This window comes from Cupriavidus sp. GW823-FHT07B10, from assembly GCF_058794355.1.
On record NZ_JBXAGS010000001.1, the window covers coordinates 33752 to 51056 of the forward strand.

17 protein-coding genes are annotated in these 17305 nt (G+C 67.5%); 10 read left to right on the forward strand and 7 right to left on the reverse strand.

Annotated features, from left to right (window positions below):
- Positions 1 to 115 precede the first annotated feature (115 nt).
- The gene (locus tag AC1Q6V_RS00180; RefSeq protein WP_010811416.1) at positions 116 to 775 is read right to left on the reverse strand and encodes a methyltransferase family protein; all 660 of its coding nucleotides are present in this window, start codon (positions 773 to 775) and stop codon (positions 116 to 118) included.
- A gap of 144 nt (positions 776 to 919) precedes the next feature.
- Between AC1Q6V_RS00180 and AC1Q6V_RS00185 the strand changes: the two genes are divergently transcribed.
- Together AC1Q6V_RS00185 and AC1Q6V_RS00190 are read left to right on the forward strand one after the other, a co-directional pair.
- Entirely contained in the window at positions 920 to 1243 is a 324-nt protein-coding gene (locus AC1Q6V_RS00185; RefSeq protein ID WP_010811417.1) for a nucleotide pyrophosphohydrolase, read from the forward strand.
- A gap of 284 nt (positions 1244 to 1527) precedes the next feature.
- Entirely contained in the window at positions 1528 to 2046 is a 519-nt protein-coding gene (locus tag AC1Q6V_RS00190; protein WP_454751145.1) for a lecithin retinol acyltransferase family protein, read from the forward strand.
- 2 nt (positions 2047 to 2048) lie between these two features.
- On the opposite strand, the gene AC1Q6V_RS00195 is transcribed toward AC1Q6V_RS00190, so the two are convergent.
- From AC1Q6V_RS00195 to AC1Q6V_RS00205, 3 genes are all read right to left on the reverse strand, one after another.
- Positions 2049 to 2912 (reverse strand): hypothetical protein, encoded by an 864-nt coding sequence (locus AC1Q6V_RS00195; protein WP_454751144.1) that lies wholly within the window; start codon positions 2910 to 2912, stop codon positions 2049 to 2051.
- Between the two features lie 224 nt (positions 2913 to 3136).
- Positions 3137 to 3640: a DUF2938 domain-containing protein gene (locus AC1Q6V_RS00200; RefSeq protein ID WP_439668457.1), complete on the reverse strand. Its 504-nt coding sequence runs from the start codon at positions 3638 to 3640 to the stop codon at positions 3137 to 3139.
- Positions 3633 to 4523: a class I SAM-dependent methyltransferase gene (locus AC1Q6V_RS00205; RefSeq protein ID WP_454751143.1), complete on the reverse strand. Its 891-nt coding sequence runs from the start codon at positions 4521 to 4523 to the stop codon at positions 3633 to 3635. The genes AC1Q6V_RS00200 and AC1Q6V_RS00205 overlap by 8 nt, the downstream gene beginning before the upstream one ends.
- A 74-nt stretch (positions 4524 to 4597) precedes the next feature.
- Here AC1Q6V_RS00205 and AC1Q6V_RS00210 point away from each other — a divergent pair, with 74 nt between their 5' ends.
- Positions 4598 to 5032: a helix-turn-helix domain-containing protein gene (locus AC1Q6V_RS00210; protein ID WP_011614321.1), complete on the forward strand. Its 435-nt coding sequence runs from the start codon at positions 4598 to 4600 to the stop codon at positions 5030 to 5032.
- Positions 5033 to 5143: 111 nt separating this feature from the next.
- Here AC1Q6V_RS00210 and AC1Q6V_RS00215 read toward each other — a convergent pair whose 3' ends face one another.
- A complete protein-coding gene (locus tag AC1Q6V_RS00215; protein ID WP_454751142.1) occupies positions 5144 to 6943 on the reverse strand; it encodes a methyl-accepting chemotaxis protein in 1800 nt (599 codons plus the stop codon).
- A 531-nt stretch (positions 6944 to 7474) separates the two neighbouring features.
- Here AC1Q6V_RS00215 and AC1Q6V_RS00220 point away from each other — a divergent pair.
- The 3 genes from AC1Q6V_RS00220 (at position 7475) to dbpA (ending at position 11167) form a co-directional block, all read left to right on the forward strand.
- A complete protein-coding gene (locus AC1Q6V_RS00220; RefSeq protein ID WP_454751141.1) occupies positions 7475 to 8677 on the forward strand; it encodes a DUF4382 domain-containing protein in 1203 nt (400 codons plus the stop codon).
- 141 nt (positions 8678 to 8818) lie between these two features.
- Positions 8819 to 9724 carry a DUF72 domain-containing protein gene (locus AC1Q6V_RS00225; RefSeq protein ID WP_454751140.1) on the forward strand — a complete coding sequence of 302 codons (906 nt, stop codon included), beginning with the start codon at positions 8819 to 8821 and terminating at the stop codon, positions 9722 to 9724.
- A gap of 33 nt (positions 9725 to 9757) precedes the next feature.
- Positions 9758 to 11167 carry an ATP-dependent RNA helicase DbpA gene (dbpA, locus tag AC1Q6V_RS00230; protein ID WP_010811426.1) on the forward strand — a complete coding sequence of 470 codons (1410 nt, stop codon included), beginning with the start codon at positions 9758 to 9760 and terminating at the stop codon, positions 11165 to 11167.
- Between the two features lie 32 nt (positions 11168 to 11199).
- Here dbpA and AC1Q6V_RS00235 read toward each other — a convergent pair whose 3' ends face one another.
- On the reverse strand, positions 11200 to 12315 hold the full coding sequence (locus tag AC1Q6V_RS00235) for a DUF2855 family protein (RefSeq protein WP_010811427.1): 1116 nt from the start codon (positions 12313 to 12315) through the stop codon (positions 11200 to 11202).
- 65 nt (positions 12316 to 12380) lie between these two features.
- On the opposite strand from AC1Q6V_RS00235, the gene AC1Q6V_RS00240 reads away from it, so the two are divergent.
- A complete protein-coding gene (locus AC1Q6V_RS00240; RefSeq protein WP_011614326.1) occupies positions 12381 to 13094 on the forward strand; it encodes a TetR/AcrR family transcriptional regulator in 714 nt (237 codons plus the stop codon).
- A 142-nt stretch (positions 13095 to 13236) separates the two neighbouring features.
- Positions 13237 to 13677, forward strand: coding sequence for a CBS domain-containing protein (locus AC1Q6V_RS00245; protein WP_010811429.1), 441 nt, complete (start codon positions 13237 to 13239; stop codon positions 13675 to 13677).
- Between the two features lie 71 nt (positions 13678 to 13748).
- Here AC1Q6V_RS00245 and AC1Q6V_RS00250 read toward each other — a convergent pair whose 3' ends face one another.
- Complete coding sequence (locus AC1Q6V_RS00250; RefSeq protein WP_439671146.1) at positions 13749 to 14789, reverse strand: Rieske 2Fe-2S domain-containing protein; 1041 nt, start codon at positions 14787 to 14789, stop codon at positions 13749 to 13751.
- Positions 14790 to 15037: 248 nt separating this feature from the next.
- On the opposite strand from AC1Q6V_RS00250, the gene AC1Q6V_RS00255 reads away from it, so the two are divergent.
- Both AC1Q6V_RS00255 and AC1Q6V_RS00260 read left to right on the forward strand, forming a co-directional pair.
- Positions 15038 to 16603 carry an MDR family MFS transporter gene (locus AC1Q6V_RS00255; RefSeq protein ID WP_246840252.1) on the forward strand — a complete coding sequence of 522 codons (1566 nt, stop codon included), beginning with the start codon at positions 15038 to 15040 and terminating at the stop codon, positions 16601 to 16603.
- 82 nt (positions 16604 to 16685) lie between these two features.
- Complete coding sequence (locus tag AC1Q6V_RS00260; RefSeq protein ID WP_010811432.1) at positions 16686 to 17294, forward strand: glutathione peroxidase; 609 nt, start codon at positions 16686 to 16688, stop codon at positions 17292 to 17294.
- Positions 17295 to 17305: the final 11 nt, after the last annotated feature.

Consider the following 17305-nt stretch of genomic DNA (forward strand, 5'->3'; position numbering starts at 1 on the left):
TGATTCCCATAAATCAAAACCTGGAGTCCCGGAAAATGGGAATGGGTGACTAGGGATAACCCTTGGTGACTGGCGATTTGATCCGCCAAGTGCGCGGGGCGCCGCTGCCCCGTGCTCAGTAGATGCCCGGCAGCATGCGCCAGGTCCGGTCGCAGTACGACGCGTACTCGTCGCCAAACTGGTCGCGCAGCAGCGCTTCTTCCGCCCGGATGCGCGCCACCAGCACCGGCACCATCAGCAGCGTCAGCACCACGCCCACGCCGGAGCGGAATGCCAGTACCCATCCCAGCGAACTGACCAGGAAGCCGAGGTAGCTCGGATGCCGGATCACGCCATAGATGCCGGTGGTCACCAGCGTGTGCCCCGGCTGGATCGCCACCAGCCCGCTGAAGCGCCGCCCCAGCACAAACACCGGCCACAGCCGCAGCACGCCGCCGCCGGCAAACAGCGCCACGCCGGTCCAGCGCATGGTGTCGCCATCGAGCGTCCAGAAGCCGATGCGGTCGGTAAAGGGCGGCAGGTACGCCGCCAGCAGCCCGAGCACGCCAAACACTGCCAGCACCCACCGGTTGCCGCGGTCCTCGCGCATGCCGCTGCTGATATTGCCGCCGGAGAAGAGCGCGGCGATGGACAGGGCGAACAGGACCAGGGTCAGGGCCACGCGCGCCGGGTGCGCGAAGAAGGGGGCGATGCCACCCCAGCCTGCAATCGCGATGGCCAGGTAGGCGAGCGTGCCGGCGAGAGTGGCAATTGCCAGGCCGGGAGTCGGGCGCATGGGAACCTCCGTTGAGACGGTGGATGCACAAGCGAAGGGTAAGCCTCAGGCGGCCCGGGTGTCGAGGGCGGCCGGGTCGTGATTAAATCTGCGTCTTGCGCCGGCGCATGCCGGGGCGCAGTGAACCGCTTTCGTCACACCATCATGCCCCTGATCGACATCAAGAACCTCCAGCAAGCCGCCCAAGACTTCGGCAAGGCCCGTAACTGGGGCAAGTACCACAGCCCCAAGAACCTCGCGATGGCGCTGAGCGTGGAGGTGTCCGAGCTGGTCGAGATCTTCCAGTGGCAGACCGACGCGGAATCGCGCGCCATCATGTCCACCGACGAGCGCGAGCATGTGGAGCAGGAGCTTGCCGATATCACTATCTACCTGGCGCAGCTGGTGACGGCGCTGGGAGTGGACCTGGACGCGGCGATCCGCGCCAAGATGGAGATGAACGCCAGGAAGTACCCGCTGCCGGAATGAGCCGCCCGGCGCAGGTTTGTCGCCGCCGTCGCGATGCCTTGCCGGCGGCTTGATGCTTTGATCCAATTGATCGTGGCGGTGCTCGGAATTTGATCATTTGATCAAACCGGCCGAGTCCTGTTTCTGCGATGCGCGGCCGCTCTGCATCGGGCCGTGTCTCGCATCCTTCTCTTCGCACCCCTTCACGCAACGCCCGCACCACCAGGCGCCGATCTCATCCGTCACTGGCACGCCCTATGCGGTCATAGGGCATGGCCCGGCAGAGGCCTGCAATGGAGACGGTGATGGCATCCCTCGGTGAAACGACGAAGACAACGGCGCAGGCCACCCGCAGCCCGCACGTACTGGCATCGCGCCTCGCCGCCGATGCAGAGCCGCACCTCGGCGCACACCTGGTCACGCCGCGTCATGGCTATGCACACCACGGCATCTACGTCGGGCGTGGCATGGTGGTGCACTACGCTGGCTATTGCCACCGGCAGCAGCGCGGCCCGGTGGAAGAACTGAGCCTGGCCGCCTTTGCTGCCGGCCATGGCATCACGGTGTTGAGCACGCCCATGGCGCGGTACAGTGCCGCTGAATCCGTCGGCCGCGCCCGCTCACGGTTGGGCGAGGACTGCTACCGCCTGCTGACCAACAACTGCGAGCACTTCTGCATGTGGTGCCTGTACGGCGAAAGCCGCAGCGAGCAGGTGCGGCATTGCCTGATGCATCCATTCAGCGGCGTGCGCCTGGCGGCGAGCATGCTGCTTTGCTGGTGCAAGACTGCGGCCGCGCCTGCATGGGACGGCGCGACGGCATGAGCTCACGACAATGGCCGGCTCGCCGTCAGGACGCACAACAGCAGTACCCCGTTCAAAGCGAGCAGTCCGCTCACCAACAGCACGATGGGCGGCGCATCCCGAGTCCGCTCGCGCAGGCGGGTGACCCCCGGCAGCCACTCGCCGCGCGTACGCCGGGACCAGCAGGCGACGCCCGCGCCGCACATGCCCAGCCACGCCAGCGTTCCCAGCGATGCCCAGCCGCGTGGTTGCGGCGCCGGCGTCGGACGAATTGAAGCTTGCTGGAGCGTCGGGCCGGAGGCTCTTTGGATCACCACAGGGGGCGCATGAATCCCCGCTTCTGCCAATGGCTCTGACGGTGGTGGAGCTGGAAGCTGCTCCGCTGCTGGTTGAGTCGCTGGCGTCGCTGAAGCTGGCGCGACCGCTGGCCGCGAGGCCTCGACCCTGACCGCAGCCTGCTTGGTCCTCGACACCTCCCGCGCCCGCGCCGCCGGCGGCGTTGGTTGCGGCGCGGCAGCCCGCGGTGGTTTCTTGCCTGGCTGCCGCCGCCAGCTGGCAAAGACCCGGTCCAGGCATGCCACCGACGTGCAGGCGTCCCGGTGCTCCCGCCAGGCGGCGATGTCGCTTCCTTGAATCGCGCCGGCGCGTAGCCGGCGCTGCTGGTCCGCGTGGATGCGCTCATGTTCGCGATGGAGCATCGCGTGATCGCAGATCAGGTCGGCGGCGTGTGGCACTGAATGCAGGCAGGACGTGCTGGCGGCGAGCGGATCGTCGCAGCGGGAAGGACGCAGCGTGGTCTTGCAGGCTATATCCGACGCCTGCGCACTGGCAGCCAGCAGAAGGCCGAACGCGATGCACGCAGCCAGCCGGCCCGAAAGCCTTGTCATCCTGTCGCCCGTGATGGTGGGGATCGTCCGGCGCTGAAGCGGGCGCCGATGGACTTCTATTCTGGAGCGGCGCCAGCAATCTACGGTTCGATAGCCCACAGAAGCGGGCGGCAAACTTTGGGCGCGGTCTCCGATGCCTGGCTGAGGCCATAAATCTGGAAAGCCGCGGAGGTTTCTCCTCGGCCTTGGATCTGACAACGGCAGCCGGCCGCTGTGCCCGCTTGTCAGTTCGCTACCAGGCTCACGACCCAACCCGCCACATAGAGCCCCAGCCCGAACACCGCATGCGTCACCAGGCTATGCACCCGTGCCACGTTTGGCCGCGGCGTGCGGCTCGCAGCGATGCCGGCACCCATCGCCGGCTGCATCAGCAGGAACGGTGCCGCCACACTGCCGATGCCGACGATCAACGCGGGCGCCGGCGTCGGATGACGTGCCCAGTCGAGTCCCCATAGCCCCAGCAGGATGGCCGCGAACACGATGCCGGTCAGGTAATGCGCGATCCAGCCGATCCCGCGCTCGCCGCGCACCGGCGGCGATGCGGCGATGGGATGGTGGCAAAGGCGTCCTCGCGGCAGCCACGCGAGCCAACGGCCTACGAGTCCATAGTCCAGCGCAGGCACGCCCAGCAGCCGCTTGCGCAGGATGGCCCAGGCGTCCATCACCAGCGTTGCGCCGGTGCCGATCACGATTGCATTGAGCAGGAGGGCCACCGCTGTATCAGGCATGGGCAGTCTCGCCGGCGGTCAGTGATGAAGCCGCAGCGCGGGCGGTGATCATCCAGCAGGCAGCGGTGTAGCGCACAGTTGCGCCATGAACGTAAGGCTCGAATGCCGCGCGGACAGTTTCGATGACGCTGGCGCGTGTGCTTGCATCGGCCTCGCGCAGGGCCAGTCCGACGGGACCCAGGCGGGACAGGTAGTCCACCAGCGCAGGCTCCGGCAGCGTGCAGGCGAAGTCGATCGGCTCGACATCGATCCCGCCCCAGCCGCCCTCTTCCAGGATGGCCTGCACGCGCTGGCGGTCGCCGAAGGCGAACTGCCCCGGCGCCCCCGGCTGCCGCGGCGGCAGGTTGGACAGCAGCGGTGCGGCCGCTCGCTCGGCGGTGGTCATGAACGGATTCTCTGAGGCGCTGCGCCAGGCGATGCAGTGGAGCGTGGCATCCGGTGTTGCGGCCCGGCGCAGGTTGGCAAAGGCCCGCACCGGATCGCTGAAGAACATCACGCCCAGGCGCGACACGATGCTGTCGAAGCTTGCTGGCGCGAAGGCGTAGTCCTGCGCGTCGGCGCGAATAAAGCTGGCGGTCGAGCCGTTGTGTTGCGCGCGTGCCCGTGCAGCGGCGAGCATCGGCTCGGAAATATCGATGCCGGTGCATCTGCCTTGCGCGCCGAGCTTGCGCGCCAGCGCGATCGTAGTGCTGCCGGTGCCGCAGCCGACATCGAGCACATGCTGCGCGGAAGTCTTGCCCACCGTATCGACAAGCCGGCCTTCCAGCGGCCGGAACATGTCGTCGAGCACCGCCTGCTCCGCGACCCAGGCATGGCCGGACGGGCCGTTCCACAGTGCGGCCTGGTCGCCGCCGTTGCTGCTGGTCTGCTGTTGCTCACCCATGGTCATATCTCCTTGCACGCCGCCCTGGCATGGAAGCTACACTGTGCCAGTTCAAGTCGACTTGAGGTCAAGCGGTGACAAGCCTGGATATTGCGGAAGTGGCCCGGCAGGCTGGCGTGCCGGCCTCGACGCTGCGGTACTACGAGGAAAAGGGGCTGATCGCGTCCATCGGCCGGCGCGGGATGCGGCGCGTGTTCGATGCCGGCGTGCTGGAGCGGCTGGCGCTGATCGCACTGGGGCGTGCCGCCGGTTTCTCGCTGGATGACATCGCACGGATGTTCTCGCCACAGGGCCAGCCGAACATCGACCGGCAGGTGCTGGCGGCCAAGGCGGATGAGCTGGACCGGACCATCCGCAAGCTGACTGCGATGCGCGACGGACTGCGGCATGCGGCGGTTTGTCCGGCGCCAAGGCATATGGAGTGCCCGACGTTCCAGCGGATCCTGCGGGCGGCGGCGTCGGGGGCGATTGGTGGAAGGAAACATGCCCACGGGCTTCCAATGGACTGACGTTCCGCCCTGAACAAGCGTTTCGAATGGCCCCTTTTTTGGTCTCTGCGGAGTCTGGCGGGGCCATTCTCCGCAGAATTTGCGGAGATTAGCTTAAGGATGGAGCCAATCTCACCCCAACCTGAACTGCCCCACCGCCCCCGCCAGGCTCCCGGCCTGCGTCTGCAGCGCCGCGGCAGCCGCCGTGGATTGCTCAACCAGCGCCGCATTCTGCTGCACCATCTGATCCAGCTGGCTCACCGCCATATTCACCTCTTGAATACCACGGGTCTGTTCCATGGCTGCTTGAGTGATCTCGGAAATAATGCCGGTCACCCTGGAGACGTTGCTGACGATCTCGCTCATGGTGTCGCCGGCGCGGCGGACCTGGCCGGAGCCGGAGCTGACGCTGCCTACGGTGGATTCGATCAGGGTCTTGATCTCCTTGGCGGCCTGGGCGCTGCGCTGGGCCAGGGCGCGCACTTCGCCCGCCACCACGGCGAAGCCGCGGCCCTGGTCGCCGGCGCGGGCGGCTTCGACCGCGGCGTTGAGCGCCAGGATGTTGGTCTGGAAGGCGATGCCTTCGATCACGCCGATGATGTCGGAGACCCTGACCGAGGCGTTCTCGATCTGGCCCATGGTGGTGATGACTTCGCCGATCACGACGCCGCCGTCGGCGGCCACGCGCGAGGCCGCGGTGACGGATTCGTTGGCGTGCTGGGCCGAGCTGGCCGACTGGCTGACGGTGGCGGTGATTTCTTCCATCGAGGCCGCGGTCTGCTGCAGGCTGGCGGCGGCGGATTCGGTGCGGCGCGACAGGTCCGTGTTGCCCGCGGCGATCTCGTCGGAGGCCGCGCGCACGGATTCGCTGGCGTCGCGGATCTGGCGCATGATGGTGCAGAGCTTGTCGGCAAAGGTGTTGAAGGCGCGCGCGATCTGCGCGACTTCGTCGTTGCCGTCGGCGGGCAGGCGCTGGGTCAGGTCGCCGTCGCCGGAGCCGATGGCGTCCATGGCATCGCGCACGGTGGACAGGCCGCGCAGCGATATCGTTGCCACGCCCCATACCACCGCGGCGGCCACGCCTGCGATCAGTACCAGTGCAAGCACCGATGCGATCAGCACTGAGCGCATGCCGGCGGTGGCCTCGGCCTTGTCCAGGGCGACGATAACCATCCAGTCGGTGCCGGGGATGGCGCGCGCGCCAAGCAGCTTGGCGCTGCCGCCGACTTCGACTTCCAGCGGCGTCTTTGCTCCGGCCAGTGCGGCGAGTTTGTCGGCGTTCAGCGCAGGCGCGAGTTCCGTCACCGGCTTGAGCGTGAGCTTGTCGTCGGTGTGGGCGACGATGTCGCCGTTCCTGGCCACCAGCATGCCGAAGCTTGCCGGCGTGGGGTGGATCGCCTTGACGTTGGCGATCACGCTGTCCATCGCCACATCGCCGGACACCACGGCCTTGACGCCGCCGTCGCGCACCACTGGCGCGGCAAATGCCACCACCAGCTTGCCGGTGCCGGCATCGACATAGGGCGGCGTGACCACGGGTTTGCCGGCTGCGGCGGCCTGCTGGTACCAGGGGCGGCCTGTCGGGTCGTAGCCGGGCGGGATGCCTTGCGGGTTGGAGAACTTCGCGGTCTTGTCGGCGTAGCCGACGTAGACGTTGGTGAAGCCGCCGGCGTCGGCAATCTGCCTGAGCGCAGCATCGGGTTCGGGCTGCAGCACGGCGTCCTGCAGCGACTGGATCATCTGGCTGTGCGAGGCCACCCAGTCGGCGATGGCGCTGGCGTGGCCGCTCTGCACTGCCGCGAGGCTACTGTCGATGGCGTCTTCGTTATAGCGGTTGGCGACGAACTGGTTCAGCGCCGTATTGATGGCGAGCGCGGCGATGACGATGGCCACGCACAGGGCCACGATCCGCGCACGGATGGTAGTGAACATCAGGGGAGATCCTTCGTAGGGAATCGTTTGGGGGCGTTTGTGTGTGGGATTTCCACCCCGCTGTATACGGAGCGGGTGCGCCCGACTTGAGGCCGACAGGAGAAACCCTGTCGAATGTGATCAGGTTGACGACACAACACGCCAAGTTGGTGCACGATAGTGCGCTTGCGCGGTTCGGGAATGCGCGCTGGTGGATCTGCATTCGTAACGCGAACACACGCAGGAGCGGGTGGGAGCGGGTTTCGGCCTGATCAAACGCCAAATCGGATGCGTTGCAATACAAGCGGCGTTGCAATGCAGCGATGATGTTGATACGGCGTTCATGGGCATGACGGCAGCCGCAGCAGAACGCTTGCCGCAGCGCATCCGACGGCGGCTTGGGCGGGATCACATATGTCGTCAAGCCTTTCTGATCAGTCATCAGACAAGCTAACGACTTTTTCACAACGTATTACAAAGACTTACAGCCGTTATGCGATCGGCAACATATCCTCCGATCAACTCACAAATAACCCAAACGGAGAGCCTACCGTGTCAGTCCTTTCTTTGTCTTCCGCGCCGGTGCGCGTGCTTGCTCTGAGCGGTGCCCTGGCGCTGGCCGCCTGCGGTGGTGGTGGCGGCGATGATGGCGGTGGGCAGGGCACGCTCAAGGTCTCGATGACCGATGCGCCGGCCTGTGGCTTCAAAAGTGTCTTCGTGACCGTCAACAAGGTGCGCGTGCACAGCAGCGCCAGCGCCGAGACGAGCGCCGGGGGCTGGGTCGATATCGACGTCGTGCCCGCGCGCAAGATCGACCTGCTGTTGCTGACCAACGGCATGATGGCGGTGCTGGGCCAGGCCGCGCTGCCTGCCGGCAACTACCAGCAGGTACGCCTGGTGCTCGATGCCAACCGTGGCGGCGGCGCCGGTGCGCTGGCCAACTCGGTGGTGCCCATCGGCGGCACTGAGCAGACGCTGGATACGCCTAGCGCGGTGCAGTCGGGCATCAAGATCAATCGGCCGTTCACCGTGGCAGCGGGTACGCTGACCGACCTGGTGCTGGACTTTGACGCGTGCAAGTCGGTGGTCACGCGCGGCAATGGCACCTTTGGCCTGAAGCCGGTGGTGACGGCGATCCCGATGACCGTCAGCGGTGAAGTGAACGGCGTGGTCAGCGGGGCACCGGGTGCGCGCGTCTATGCCGAGCGCAACGGCGTGGTGGTGAAGTCGACGGTGGCGGACGCCAACGGCAACTTCAAGCTGTCACCGATCGAGCAGAGCAGCACGGCCGGTCCAGTTGACGTGGTGGTGGTGCCGGGTTCTGCCAATGGCAAGGCGGCGGGCATCGTGCGCGCCGTGCCGGTGGTGGTGGGCACGCCCACGGCGATCTCGACCGCGGCGGCACCGATGTCGCTGCCGGCGTCGACCTATCGCCGGGTTTCGGGTTCGGTCACGCCGGTTTCGGCGGAAGCGACCCTGCGCGCGCTGCAACTGGTCAATGGCGGCAATTTCGAGATTGCGGCGACGGCCGCCGCCAGCGATACCGGCGCCTACAGCATGTTTGCCACCGAACCGGCGCTGCCGGTGGCCGCTCCGGTGATCGGCACCTACCAGGCCGCGCTGCCGATTCCGCTGCAGCCGGATGGCGCTGCCGCGGGCAAGTACAGCGTGCAGGCCACCAGCGCCACGGGTGCGGTGCAGACCCAGCCGGCGGACGTGAGCGCTGCCGACGCCCTGGTGAATTTCTCGTTCTGATTCCGGGGGACCGGGAACGGAGCCGGAAGGGGGCCTGGCCCTCTTCCGGCTTTTTTTGTTGGCCAGGGGCGTGTTTGCGCCGCCACCGCCTGGCGCAGTTTCCCGCTAGACTGCCAGTCTCGCGTTTCGGGAGATCGCGCCATGGCAGCACGCACCGCGGCGAAGGCCGCATCCAGGACTGCAGCAACCTCAGAGGCCACACCCAAGGCCAGGTCACGCAAAGCCGCCACGTCCACCGAGCCGGTGCGGGTTGGCATCGGTGGCTGGAATTTCGCCCCGTGGCGCGACAACTTCTATCCCGCCGGCCTGGCACAGGCGCGTGAGCTGGCCTATGCCAGCCGCCACCTCAACGCGATCGAAATCAACAGCACGTACCACGGCACGCAGAAGCGCACCTCGTTCGCCAAATGGCGCGACGACACGCCGGATGATTTTGTGTTCGCGGTGAAGGCCTCGCGCTTTGCCACCAACCGGCGCGTGCTGGCCGAGTCCGGCGAATCGATCGAACGCTTCATCGACAGCGGCATTGCCGAGCTCGGCCGCAAGCTGGGGCCGGTGGTGTGGCAGTTCGCGCCCACCAAGCAGTTCGATGCGGAGGACTTCGAGGCCTTCCTGCAGCTGCTGCCGGATTCGGTGGAAGGCGTGAAGCTGCGCCACGTGCTGGAGGTGCGGCACGACAGCTTCCAGTCGCCGGACTACCTCAAGCTCGCGCGCAAGTACAAGGCCGCCACGGTCTTTACCGATTCGCCCAAGTTTCCGTCGATGGCGGATCTCACGGCAGACTTTGTCTATGCACGGCTGATGGCCAGCAGCGCGAAGCTGAAGGCCGGCTATGCGCCCAGGGACCTGGATGCGTGGGCTGCGCGGGTGCGCACGTGGGCGCAGGGCCACCAGCCGGACGACCTGCCGACGGTGGAAGACCGCAAGACCGCCGCGCGCAAGCGCGAAGTCTTTGTCTTCTTTATCAACGGCGCCAAGGAACGCGCGCCGGCCGCGGCGCAGGCGCTGCTGGAGCGGCTGGACTGGACGCCGCCGGCCGATGACTGACGGATCGACATCCCTGGATCGCTATAATCGCGCATGAACTCGACCCCCGCCCAGCCGCAAGCCGGCACCGCTTTTTCCAACCTGCCGCTGTCGCCCACCATGCTCGCCACGCTGGCGCAGCTTGGCTATGACGAAATGACGCCGATCCAGGCGGCCAGCCTGCCGATCACATTGGCAGGCCAGGACCTGGTGGCGCAGGCCAAGACCGGCAGCGGCAAGACCGCCGCCTTCGGGCTGGCGCTGCTGCACCGGCTCGATCCGCGCCGCTTCGATGTGCAGGCGATGGTGCTGTGCCCCACGCGCGAGCTGGCCGACCAGGTCACGCAGGAAATCCGCCGCCTGGCGCGCGCCGAAGAGAACATCAAGGTGCTGACACTGTGCGGCGGCTCGCCGATGCGGCCGCAGGTCGACAGCCTGATCCATGGCGCACATATCGTGGTGGGCACGCCCGGCCGCATCCTGGATCACATCGACCGCGGCAGCCTGGATCTGTCCGGCATCAACACGCTGGTGCTGGACGAGGCCGACCGCATGCTCGACATGGGCTTCTTCGACGACATCGCCTATGTGGCCAGCCGCTGCCCGAAGGACCGGCAGACGCTGCTGTTCTCGGCCACGTATCCGCCCGGCATCGACAAGCTCAGCCACCGTTTCCTGCGCAACCCGCAGTCGGTCAAGCTGGAGGCTACGCACGACAACACCACCATCCGCCAGCGCTTCTATGAGGTCGAGGAAGGCGAGCGCCTGAACACGGTGGGGCGCCTGCTGGACCACTTCCGCCCGGTCAGCACGCTGGCCTTCTGCAATACCAAGGCGCGCTGCCGCGAGCTGGTGGAACTGCTGCGCGCGCAGGGCTACCAGGCGCTGGCGCTGCACGGCGAACTGGAGCAGCGCGAGCGCGACCAGGTGCTGGTGCAGTTTGCCAACCGCAGCTGCTCGGTGCTGGTGGCAACCGACGTGGCCGCGCGCGGGCTGGATATCGCGCAGCTCGAGGCCGTGATCAATGTCGAGATCACGCCCGATCCTGAGGTGCACGTGCACCGCATCGGCCGCACCGGCCGCGCCGACCAGGAAGGCTGGGCCTTCAGCCTGGTCAGCATGGACGAGATGGGCCGCGTGGGCAACCTGGAACAGCACCACGGCGGCGAATTCGAATGGCAGCCGCTGGCCGACCTGAGGCCCGCCAGCAATGAACGCCTGCTGCCGCCGATGGTGACCTTGCAGATGCTGGGTGGCCGCAAGGAGAAGATCCGCCCCGGCGACATCCTGGGCGCGCTCACCGGCGAGGCAGGCTTCACCAAGGAGCAGATCGGCAAGATCAATGTGCTGGAGATGTCGACCTATATCGCGGTGGAGCGCAGCATCGGGCGCGAGGCGGTGAAGCGGCTGAATGCCGGCAAGGTCAAGGGCAAGAAGGTGAAGGTGCGGATGCTGACGGAGTGAAAGACGGGCCCCATGCGGGGCCCGTTCTGCTTTTACCCCACGACCACCACGTACCCCTCCTGCGGCGCCCCGCTCCCCGCCGCCAGCCGCGCGATCCGTGCCTGCGCGGCTTCGAATCCCCGTTCCTCCACCAGCGCCAGCCAGCGCTTGGCCGGATCGCGCGCATGGTCGATAAAGCGGCGCTGCGCCGCGTTGAAGCGCCGGTTCACTTCCTGCGGTCCCCAGTCGGCATTGCGCTTGCGGATCTGCACCGGCGCGAAATAGAACTCGGGCCTGGGCCCGGGCAGGTGCAGGTCGCGCAGGAAGCCGGTGTTCTGCGTCGAGCCGACAAAGCAGTCGTACACCAGGCTGTCGCCAAAATGCGCATGCACGCGCGCGCGCAGCGACTCATCGCCGGAGAAGTCGACATAGAGCGTGGGCTCGTCCACCGGCACCGATGCCAGTTCGTCATAGGTGACGGTGCTGCCGTAGCAGCCGAGGTCTTCGACAAAGGCGCGGTTGCGGGCCGAGGTCAGCCCGGTCAGCGCGATGCCGTCGAGGTCGCGCAGGCAGAAGGCGGTGCCATAGGCCGTCTTGCTGGAGGCGCTGGACACCACCAGCCGCCGTGCGCCGAAGAAGCGGTTGTCTTCCAGGAAGTCGGCCAGCATGAACGAGGTGATGAACAGCGGCCGGTACAGCATCTGGTAGTGCTCCAGTTCCGGCGCGTAGGCGGCGTCGTTCTGCACGCGGGTGTACTGGTTGTAGGCCGAGGTCAGCTTTGCGCGGTGCGCCGCGGCATCGTAGAAGCCGCGCGCGGTGACGCGCCCGGGCTGCATGCGGAAATGGCTGGCGATGGGGAAGTAGCCGTAGAAGCGTTCGCCGGGGGCGATGCCGTCGACGCCGGAGGCCACCACATCGGCAAAGCCCCACACCGGCATATGGCCCCACTGCGGCTGGCCGGTGGGAAAGAAGTCCCAGTACTGCATGGCCTCGCCAAAGGCGGCATAGGTGATGTTGTTGGTGGTCAGGGCAAAGCGGTCCAGGCGCAGCAGCACTTCGCCGGGCGCGGCGCTGGCGGGTTCGTGCGCGGCTTCCAGCCGGCTTTCGTTTAGGGCATCCTTGCGGCTGAACAGCCGCGTGATGGCAAGGGTCGGTTCAGTTGCTGCCATGTCTTCTCCTGGTTCGCGGCCCGTCCGTCCGGCGTGCAATGTTCGCCATGACTTCCGTGAGGCCGATGCCAAGAATCTATCGCCGCGCCAACGCCGCCGGGTTCGGAAACGAAGCGCCCGCCGCCGGCGACCTGAAACGGCCCGCCACGCCGCGCAGCAAGCCGCTCAAGCGCCCTTCGCAGCAGCGCGCGCACTTCACCGTCAACGCCATCTACGACGCCTTTGTTCGGATCTGGTGCCGCGATGGCTGGGACGGCGTGACCACGCGCGCGGTGGCGCTGGAGGCAGGGTTCTCGGTGGGTACGCTGTACGAGTACTTTCCCAGCAAGGAAGCGCTGGCGTCGGGCTACGTGCGCCACACGGTCGAGACCATGCTGGCGCGCATCGACGCCGAGGTCACGCAACGGGCTGACGCCGACTGGCGCACGCGCGTGCGGCGGCTAGTGGCCATCGCTTGCGGTGCGGACGACGAGGCCACGGGCATCGTCTTCGATGCCGACATCATCGGGCTGGAGCCGCGCATCGCCGAGCCCAAGCACCACCGGCGCGTGTTCGAAGAGTTCTGCGAGGCCTGGCGCCGGGCGCTGTGCGCTTGCCCCGACTTGCCCACGGCCCCGGATGCCGCGAAGGTGCAGGCACTGGTGCTGGCGGTCTGGGGGGCGCGCCGCTATCGGCTGCTGCTGCAGGGCGCGGCGCTGCAGCCGGCGCAATGGGTGTCCGAAATGCAGGCGCTGTGCCTGGCGGCACTGGACGAAAAAGCGACCGATGCGCAACCTTGACCCGGCGGCTGCCATGCGGGCGTCACAACATTGCTTACAAAGATTCGCGTAAGTCACCCTGTAACGGCGCGCGTTACTTTGCTACTCTGATTGCATTGGCACCGCCAGCCGCATTGCATTGTCGACGGAAAAGGAGTTGGTGATGAAAACCGCACGCCAGGTTCTGGAGTCCAAGCCGAGTCAGGCCATTTACAGCGTCCCGCCCACGGCGACCGTCTATACCGCGCTGCAACTGATGGCGGAGAAAGGCATCGGCGCGCTGCTGGTGATCGAGCATGGTGAGATCCTGGGGATCCTGAGCGAGCGCGACTATGCGCGCAAGGTGATCCTGATGCAGCGCACCTCGCGCGAGACGCTGGTTCGCGACATCATGACCAATGCAGTGATCTACGTCGGCGCCAGCCAGACCACCGACGAATGCATGGCATTGATGACCCGACACCGGCTGCGCCACCTGCCAGTGATGGAAGGCGACGAGCTGATCGGCATGCTGTCGATCGGCGACCTGGTCAAGGACATCATCTCCGAGCAGCAGTTCATCATCGAGCAGCTCGAGCATTACATCACCGGGGGCGGGCGCTAGGCCTGTCGTGTTCGGGGGCTGGTCGCATTGCACGCACCCGCCCCGTCCACTCTCCCGCGCGCGGCCGCCGGCTAGCCCAGCGTGCCGAACCTCACCCCATGCGCCGCCAGGTAGCGGCGGTACGCGCCTGCCAGCTTGTCCGCCGGCTGGGGCACCTCCACGCCGGTGCGCAACGGCAGGCGGCGCGGCTGCTGCGATTCCACGATCGGCTTGTCCTGCAGGAAGATGGTGTCCTGGAATTCGCGCAGGCTGGCGTCGTCATCGTCCGTCACCAGTGACATCACGAACCACACGCGGCTCGATTCCTCGTCCCGCGGGCCGATAAACAGCGCGATGGCGCCGCGATGGTTGTCGCCAAGGTCGGGCACCTTGGTCAGGATCGCGGCGTAGGGCGCAACCACGCGGTATTCATACTCGACCATGGCTCCGCCGGCGGCGCTGGCGTGCGCGCGCGGCTGCCAGGCGCGGCAGCCGATGGTGCGCAGCGCGTCGGGCTTGCGCGCATCGCCGATGGCTTCCACTTCATAGGGCGGCACTTCGGTGTGCGCCGGGTCACCCAGGTAGCCGTCATGGACATAGCCGAAGTGCGCCATGTCGAGGAAGTTCTCCACCAGCCGTGGCGCCGAGGTGGCAACGTCGTAGGGGCCGCAGACCACGCGGCGGCATTCGGCGTCGTGGTACTCGGGGAAGGACGGCAGTTCGGGCACGGCCTCGGTGCCGTCGCCGCCAAGGCGTACCCATAACAGCCCGTAGCCCTCGCGCACCGCGTGCGTGGTGGCGCAGGCGCGCGGCGCAGGCACCAGTTCCGGGTGGGCGGGATAGCGCGTGCAGCGGCCGCCCGAGGCAAAGCGCCAGCCGTGATAGCCGCAATGCAGCAGGCCATCGCGCACGGCGCCCAGCGTGAAAGCGGCGCCGCGGTGCGGACAGCGGTCGTCCCAGGCGTGCCAGCCGTCGGCATTGCGCCACAGCACCAGCGCGCGGCCAAAGAGCCGGGCGGCGAAGGGGCCGTCGCCGTCGGCCTGTTCGATGGCCAGCACGGGGTGCCACTGGCCCAGTTCGGGCCCGGCCGCATCGGCGGCCTGACCTGCTTCGTGTCGTGGGGTCTCGGTCATGACGAAATCTTACCTTCGGTAGTGGCGATGTGATCTTGCATCGACCATCGTGCCTGATCCTTGTCACGCAAGTGACGTGCCAGACATCTGGGTCACGAGCGCGATACTTGCTGGCCGCATATAATTATGCGTTCGCTGAATTAGGCCACCCGCGACGGCGTCACGCCCCCTATTGCGCGGTTCCCGGCCGATATTCCCTGCATTTGACGTAGCTTTCACCGCACATCGCTGCGGTCTCGTGCCTGTTCATGTCTTCACCCTCTTCTGCCGCATCCGCCCGGGACACCACGCCGGCCCTGCCCGCCCACGACCATCGCGCCGTGATGCGGGTGATCGGCGGCATCGTGCTGTGCATCCTGCTGGCCGCGCTCGACCAGACCGTGGTGATCCCGGCGGTGCCGGCGATCGCCAATGACCTGAACGGCTTCAGCCACCTGTCATGGATCGTGACGGCGTACCTGATCGTGTCGACGGTGACCACGCCGCTGTACGGCAAGCTGTCGGACAGCTTTGGCCGGCGGCGCCTGCTGATGGTGGCGATCACGCTGTTTATCGGCGCCTCGGTGGCATGCGCGCTGGCGCAGACGCTGGGTCAGCTGATCCTGTTCCGCGCGCTGCAGGGCGTGGGCGGCGGCGGGCTGATGTCGCTGGCGCAGGCAGCCATTGCCGATGTGGTGGCGCCGCGCCAGCGCGGGCGCTACCAGGGCTACCTGGCCACGGTGTGGGCGGTGGCGTCGATCGCCGGGCCGCTGGTGGGCGGCTGGGTCTCTGACCATATGTCGTGGCGCTGGCTGTTCTGGGTCAACGTACCGCTGGGCCTGCTGGCGATGTTCATGTGCTACCGCGGGCTGGCCATGCTGCCGCCGCGTGGCGGGCGTGCGCGCGTGGACTGGCTGGGGGCGCTGCTGCTGGCGGTGGCCATCGTCGCCTTCCTGCTGGCGATGAGCTGGGGCGGCGACGTCTACGACTGGCTCTCGCCAGAGCTGGGCGCCCTGCTCCTGGCCGCGGTGGCGGCCCTGGTCCTGCTGATCTGGCAGGAGCGCCGCGCCGCGGACCCGATGCTGCCGCCGCGCCTGTTTGCCAACCGGGCCTATGTGATGGGCGTGGCCGCCTCGGCGCTGGCCGCGCTCGATATCTTCCTGTGCATCTTCGCCCTGCCCCTGCACTTCCAGCTGGTCCGCGGCGCGGATGCATCGACCTCCGGCCTGCTGGTGATGCCGTTCCTGCTGGCCACCGTGGCGGGCAACTTTATCGTCGCGTGGCTGGCGCCGCGCGTGGGCCGCATGCGCGGCATCCTGAGCGCCGGCTATATCGCCGGCGCGCTGGGGCTGATCGCACTGGCGCTGGTGACGCCGGCGGTGCCGCTGGCGGTGGTGCTGGCGGCGATGACGCTGGCCGGCGTGGGCCTGGGCATGACCATGGTGGCCACGCTGATGAGCGTGCAGAACGCGCTGGAGCGCCGCGACACCGGCGCCGGCACGGGCGCGCTGCTGGTGCTGCGCTCGCTCGGCAGCGCGCTGGGCGGGGCGCTCGCCGGCACGCTGCTGACGCTGGAATTCCGCCATGCGCTGGCGGCGTCGGGGGTCACGCAGGCGCTGGACCTCGGTGCGCTGCGCCACGGCAGCGAGGCCTTTGCGCAGCTGTCGCCGTCCGTGCGCGCGGTGCTGGCGGGCGGCGTGGAGTCGGGCTTCCACCTGCTCTTTGCCGCGGGCGCGGCGGCGGCGGTGCTGGCGCTGCTGATCGTGCGCCGCATGCCGGACCTGGAGCTGCGCGGCAGCGTCACCGAACACGCGGCCACGCTGGCGATGGACTGACCGGCGCGGCATCCGTCAGGCCGCCATCGGCGTAAACTACGCGTACCCGATACAGCGAGCCGACCACCGGAGCCCCGTCGCCATGATCCGTCGTCCCCTGCTTTCCAGCCTGGCTGCCGCCCTGACCCTGGCGGCGGCCAGCACCGTCCTGCTGCCGGCGCCCGTGCGCGCCGCCGACAAGCCCGCCGCGGCGCCTGCCGCGGGCGCCTGCCCCGCCTCGCTCAACTTCACCTTCCCGCGCCTGCAGGACGATGTGCCGCAGAACCTGTGCCAGTACGCCGGCAAGGTGGTGCTGGTGGTCAATACCGCCAGCTATTGCGGCTTCACGCCGCAGTACGAGGGCCTGGAGGCGCTGTACGCCAAGTACGGCGCGCGCGGGCTGGTGGTGCTGGGCTTCCCGTCCAATGACTTTTCGCAGGAGCCCGGCTCGCAGAAAGAGATCGCGGACTTCTGCTACAACACCTACGGCGTCAAGTTCCCGATGCTCGGCAAGTCGCATGTGCGCGGCAGCGATGCCAACCCGATGTACGCGCTGCTGGCAAAGCAAACCGGCACCACGCCCAAGTGGAATTTCTACAAGTACCTGATCGGCCGCGATGGCCAGGTGGTGGCCAGCTATGGCAGCCGCACCAGGCCGGACGACAAGGAACTGGTGGCGAAGATCGAATCGCTGCTCGGCGCGCAGCGCTGAGCGAGCGATTC

Excerpts from the sequence above, each read along its gene's own strand:
- AC1Q6V_RS00225 (WP_454751140.1), top strand. The coding sequence starts at position 8,819 with ATGGCAGCACGCACCGCGGCGAAGGCCGCATCCAGGACTGCAGCAACC.
- AC1Q6V_RS00215 (WP_454751142.1), bottom strand. The coding sequence starts at position 6,943 with ATGTTCACTACCATCCGTGCGCGGATCGTGGCCCTGTGCGTGGCCATC.
- AC1Q6V_RS00185 (WP_010811417.1), top strand. The coding sequence starts at position 920 with ATGCCCCTGATCGACATCAAGAACCTCCAGCAAGCCGCCCAAGACTTC.
- AC1Q6V_RS00235 (WP_010811427.1), bottom strand. The coding sequence starts at position 12,315 with ATGGCAGCAACTGAACCGACCCTTGCCATCACGCGGCTGTTCAGCCGC.
- dbpA (WP_010811426.1), top strand. The coding sequence starts at position 9,758 with ATGAACTCGACCCCCGCCCAGCCGCAAGCCGGCACCGCTTTTTCCAAC.
- AC1Q6V_RS00205 (WP_454751143.1), bottom strand. The coding sequence starts at position 4,523 with ATGGGTGAGCAACAGCAGACCAGCAGCAACGGCGGCGACCAGGCCGCA.
- AC1Q6V_RS00260 (WP_010811432.1), top strand. The coding sequence starts at position 16,686 with ATGATCCGTCGTCCCCTGCTTTCCAGCCTGGCTGCCGCCCTGACCCTG.
- AC1Q6V_RS00245 (WP_010811429.1), top strand. The coding sequence starts at position 13,237 with ATGAAAACCGCACGCCAGGTTCTGGAGTCCAAGCCGAGTCAGGCCATT.
- AC1Q6V_RS00180 (WP_010811416.1), bottom strand. The coding sequence starts at position 775 with ATGCGCCCGACTCCCGGCCTGGCAATTGCCACTCTCGCCGGCACGCTC.
- AC1Q6V_RS00240 (WP_011614326.1), top strand. The coding sequence starts at position 12,381 with ATGCCAAGAATCTATCGCCGCGCCAACGCCGCCGGGTTCGGAAACGAA.
- AC1Q6V_RS00190 (WP_454751145.1), top strand. The coding sequence starts at position 1,528 with ATGGCATCCCTCGGTGAAACGACGAAGACAACGGCGCAGGCCACCCGC.
- AC1Q6V_RS00200 (WP_439668457.1), bottom strand. The coding sequence starts at position 3,640 with ATGCCTGATACAGCGGTGGCCCTCCTGCTCAATGCAATCGTGATCGGC.
- AC1Q6V_RS00250 (WP_439671146.1), bottom strand. The coding sequence starts at position 14,789 with ATGACCGAGACCCCACGACACGAAGCAGGTCAGGCCGCCGATGCGGCC.
- AC1Q6V_RS00255 (WP_246840252.1), top strand. The coding sequence starts at position 15,038 with ATGTCTTCACCCTCTTCTGCCGCATCCGCCCGGGACACCACGCCGGCC.
- AC1Q6V_RS00195 (WP_454751144.1), bottom strand. The coding sequence starts at position 2,912 with ATGACAAGGCTTTCGGGCCGGCTGGCTGCGTGCATCGCGTTCGGCCTT.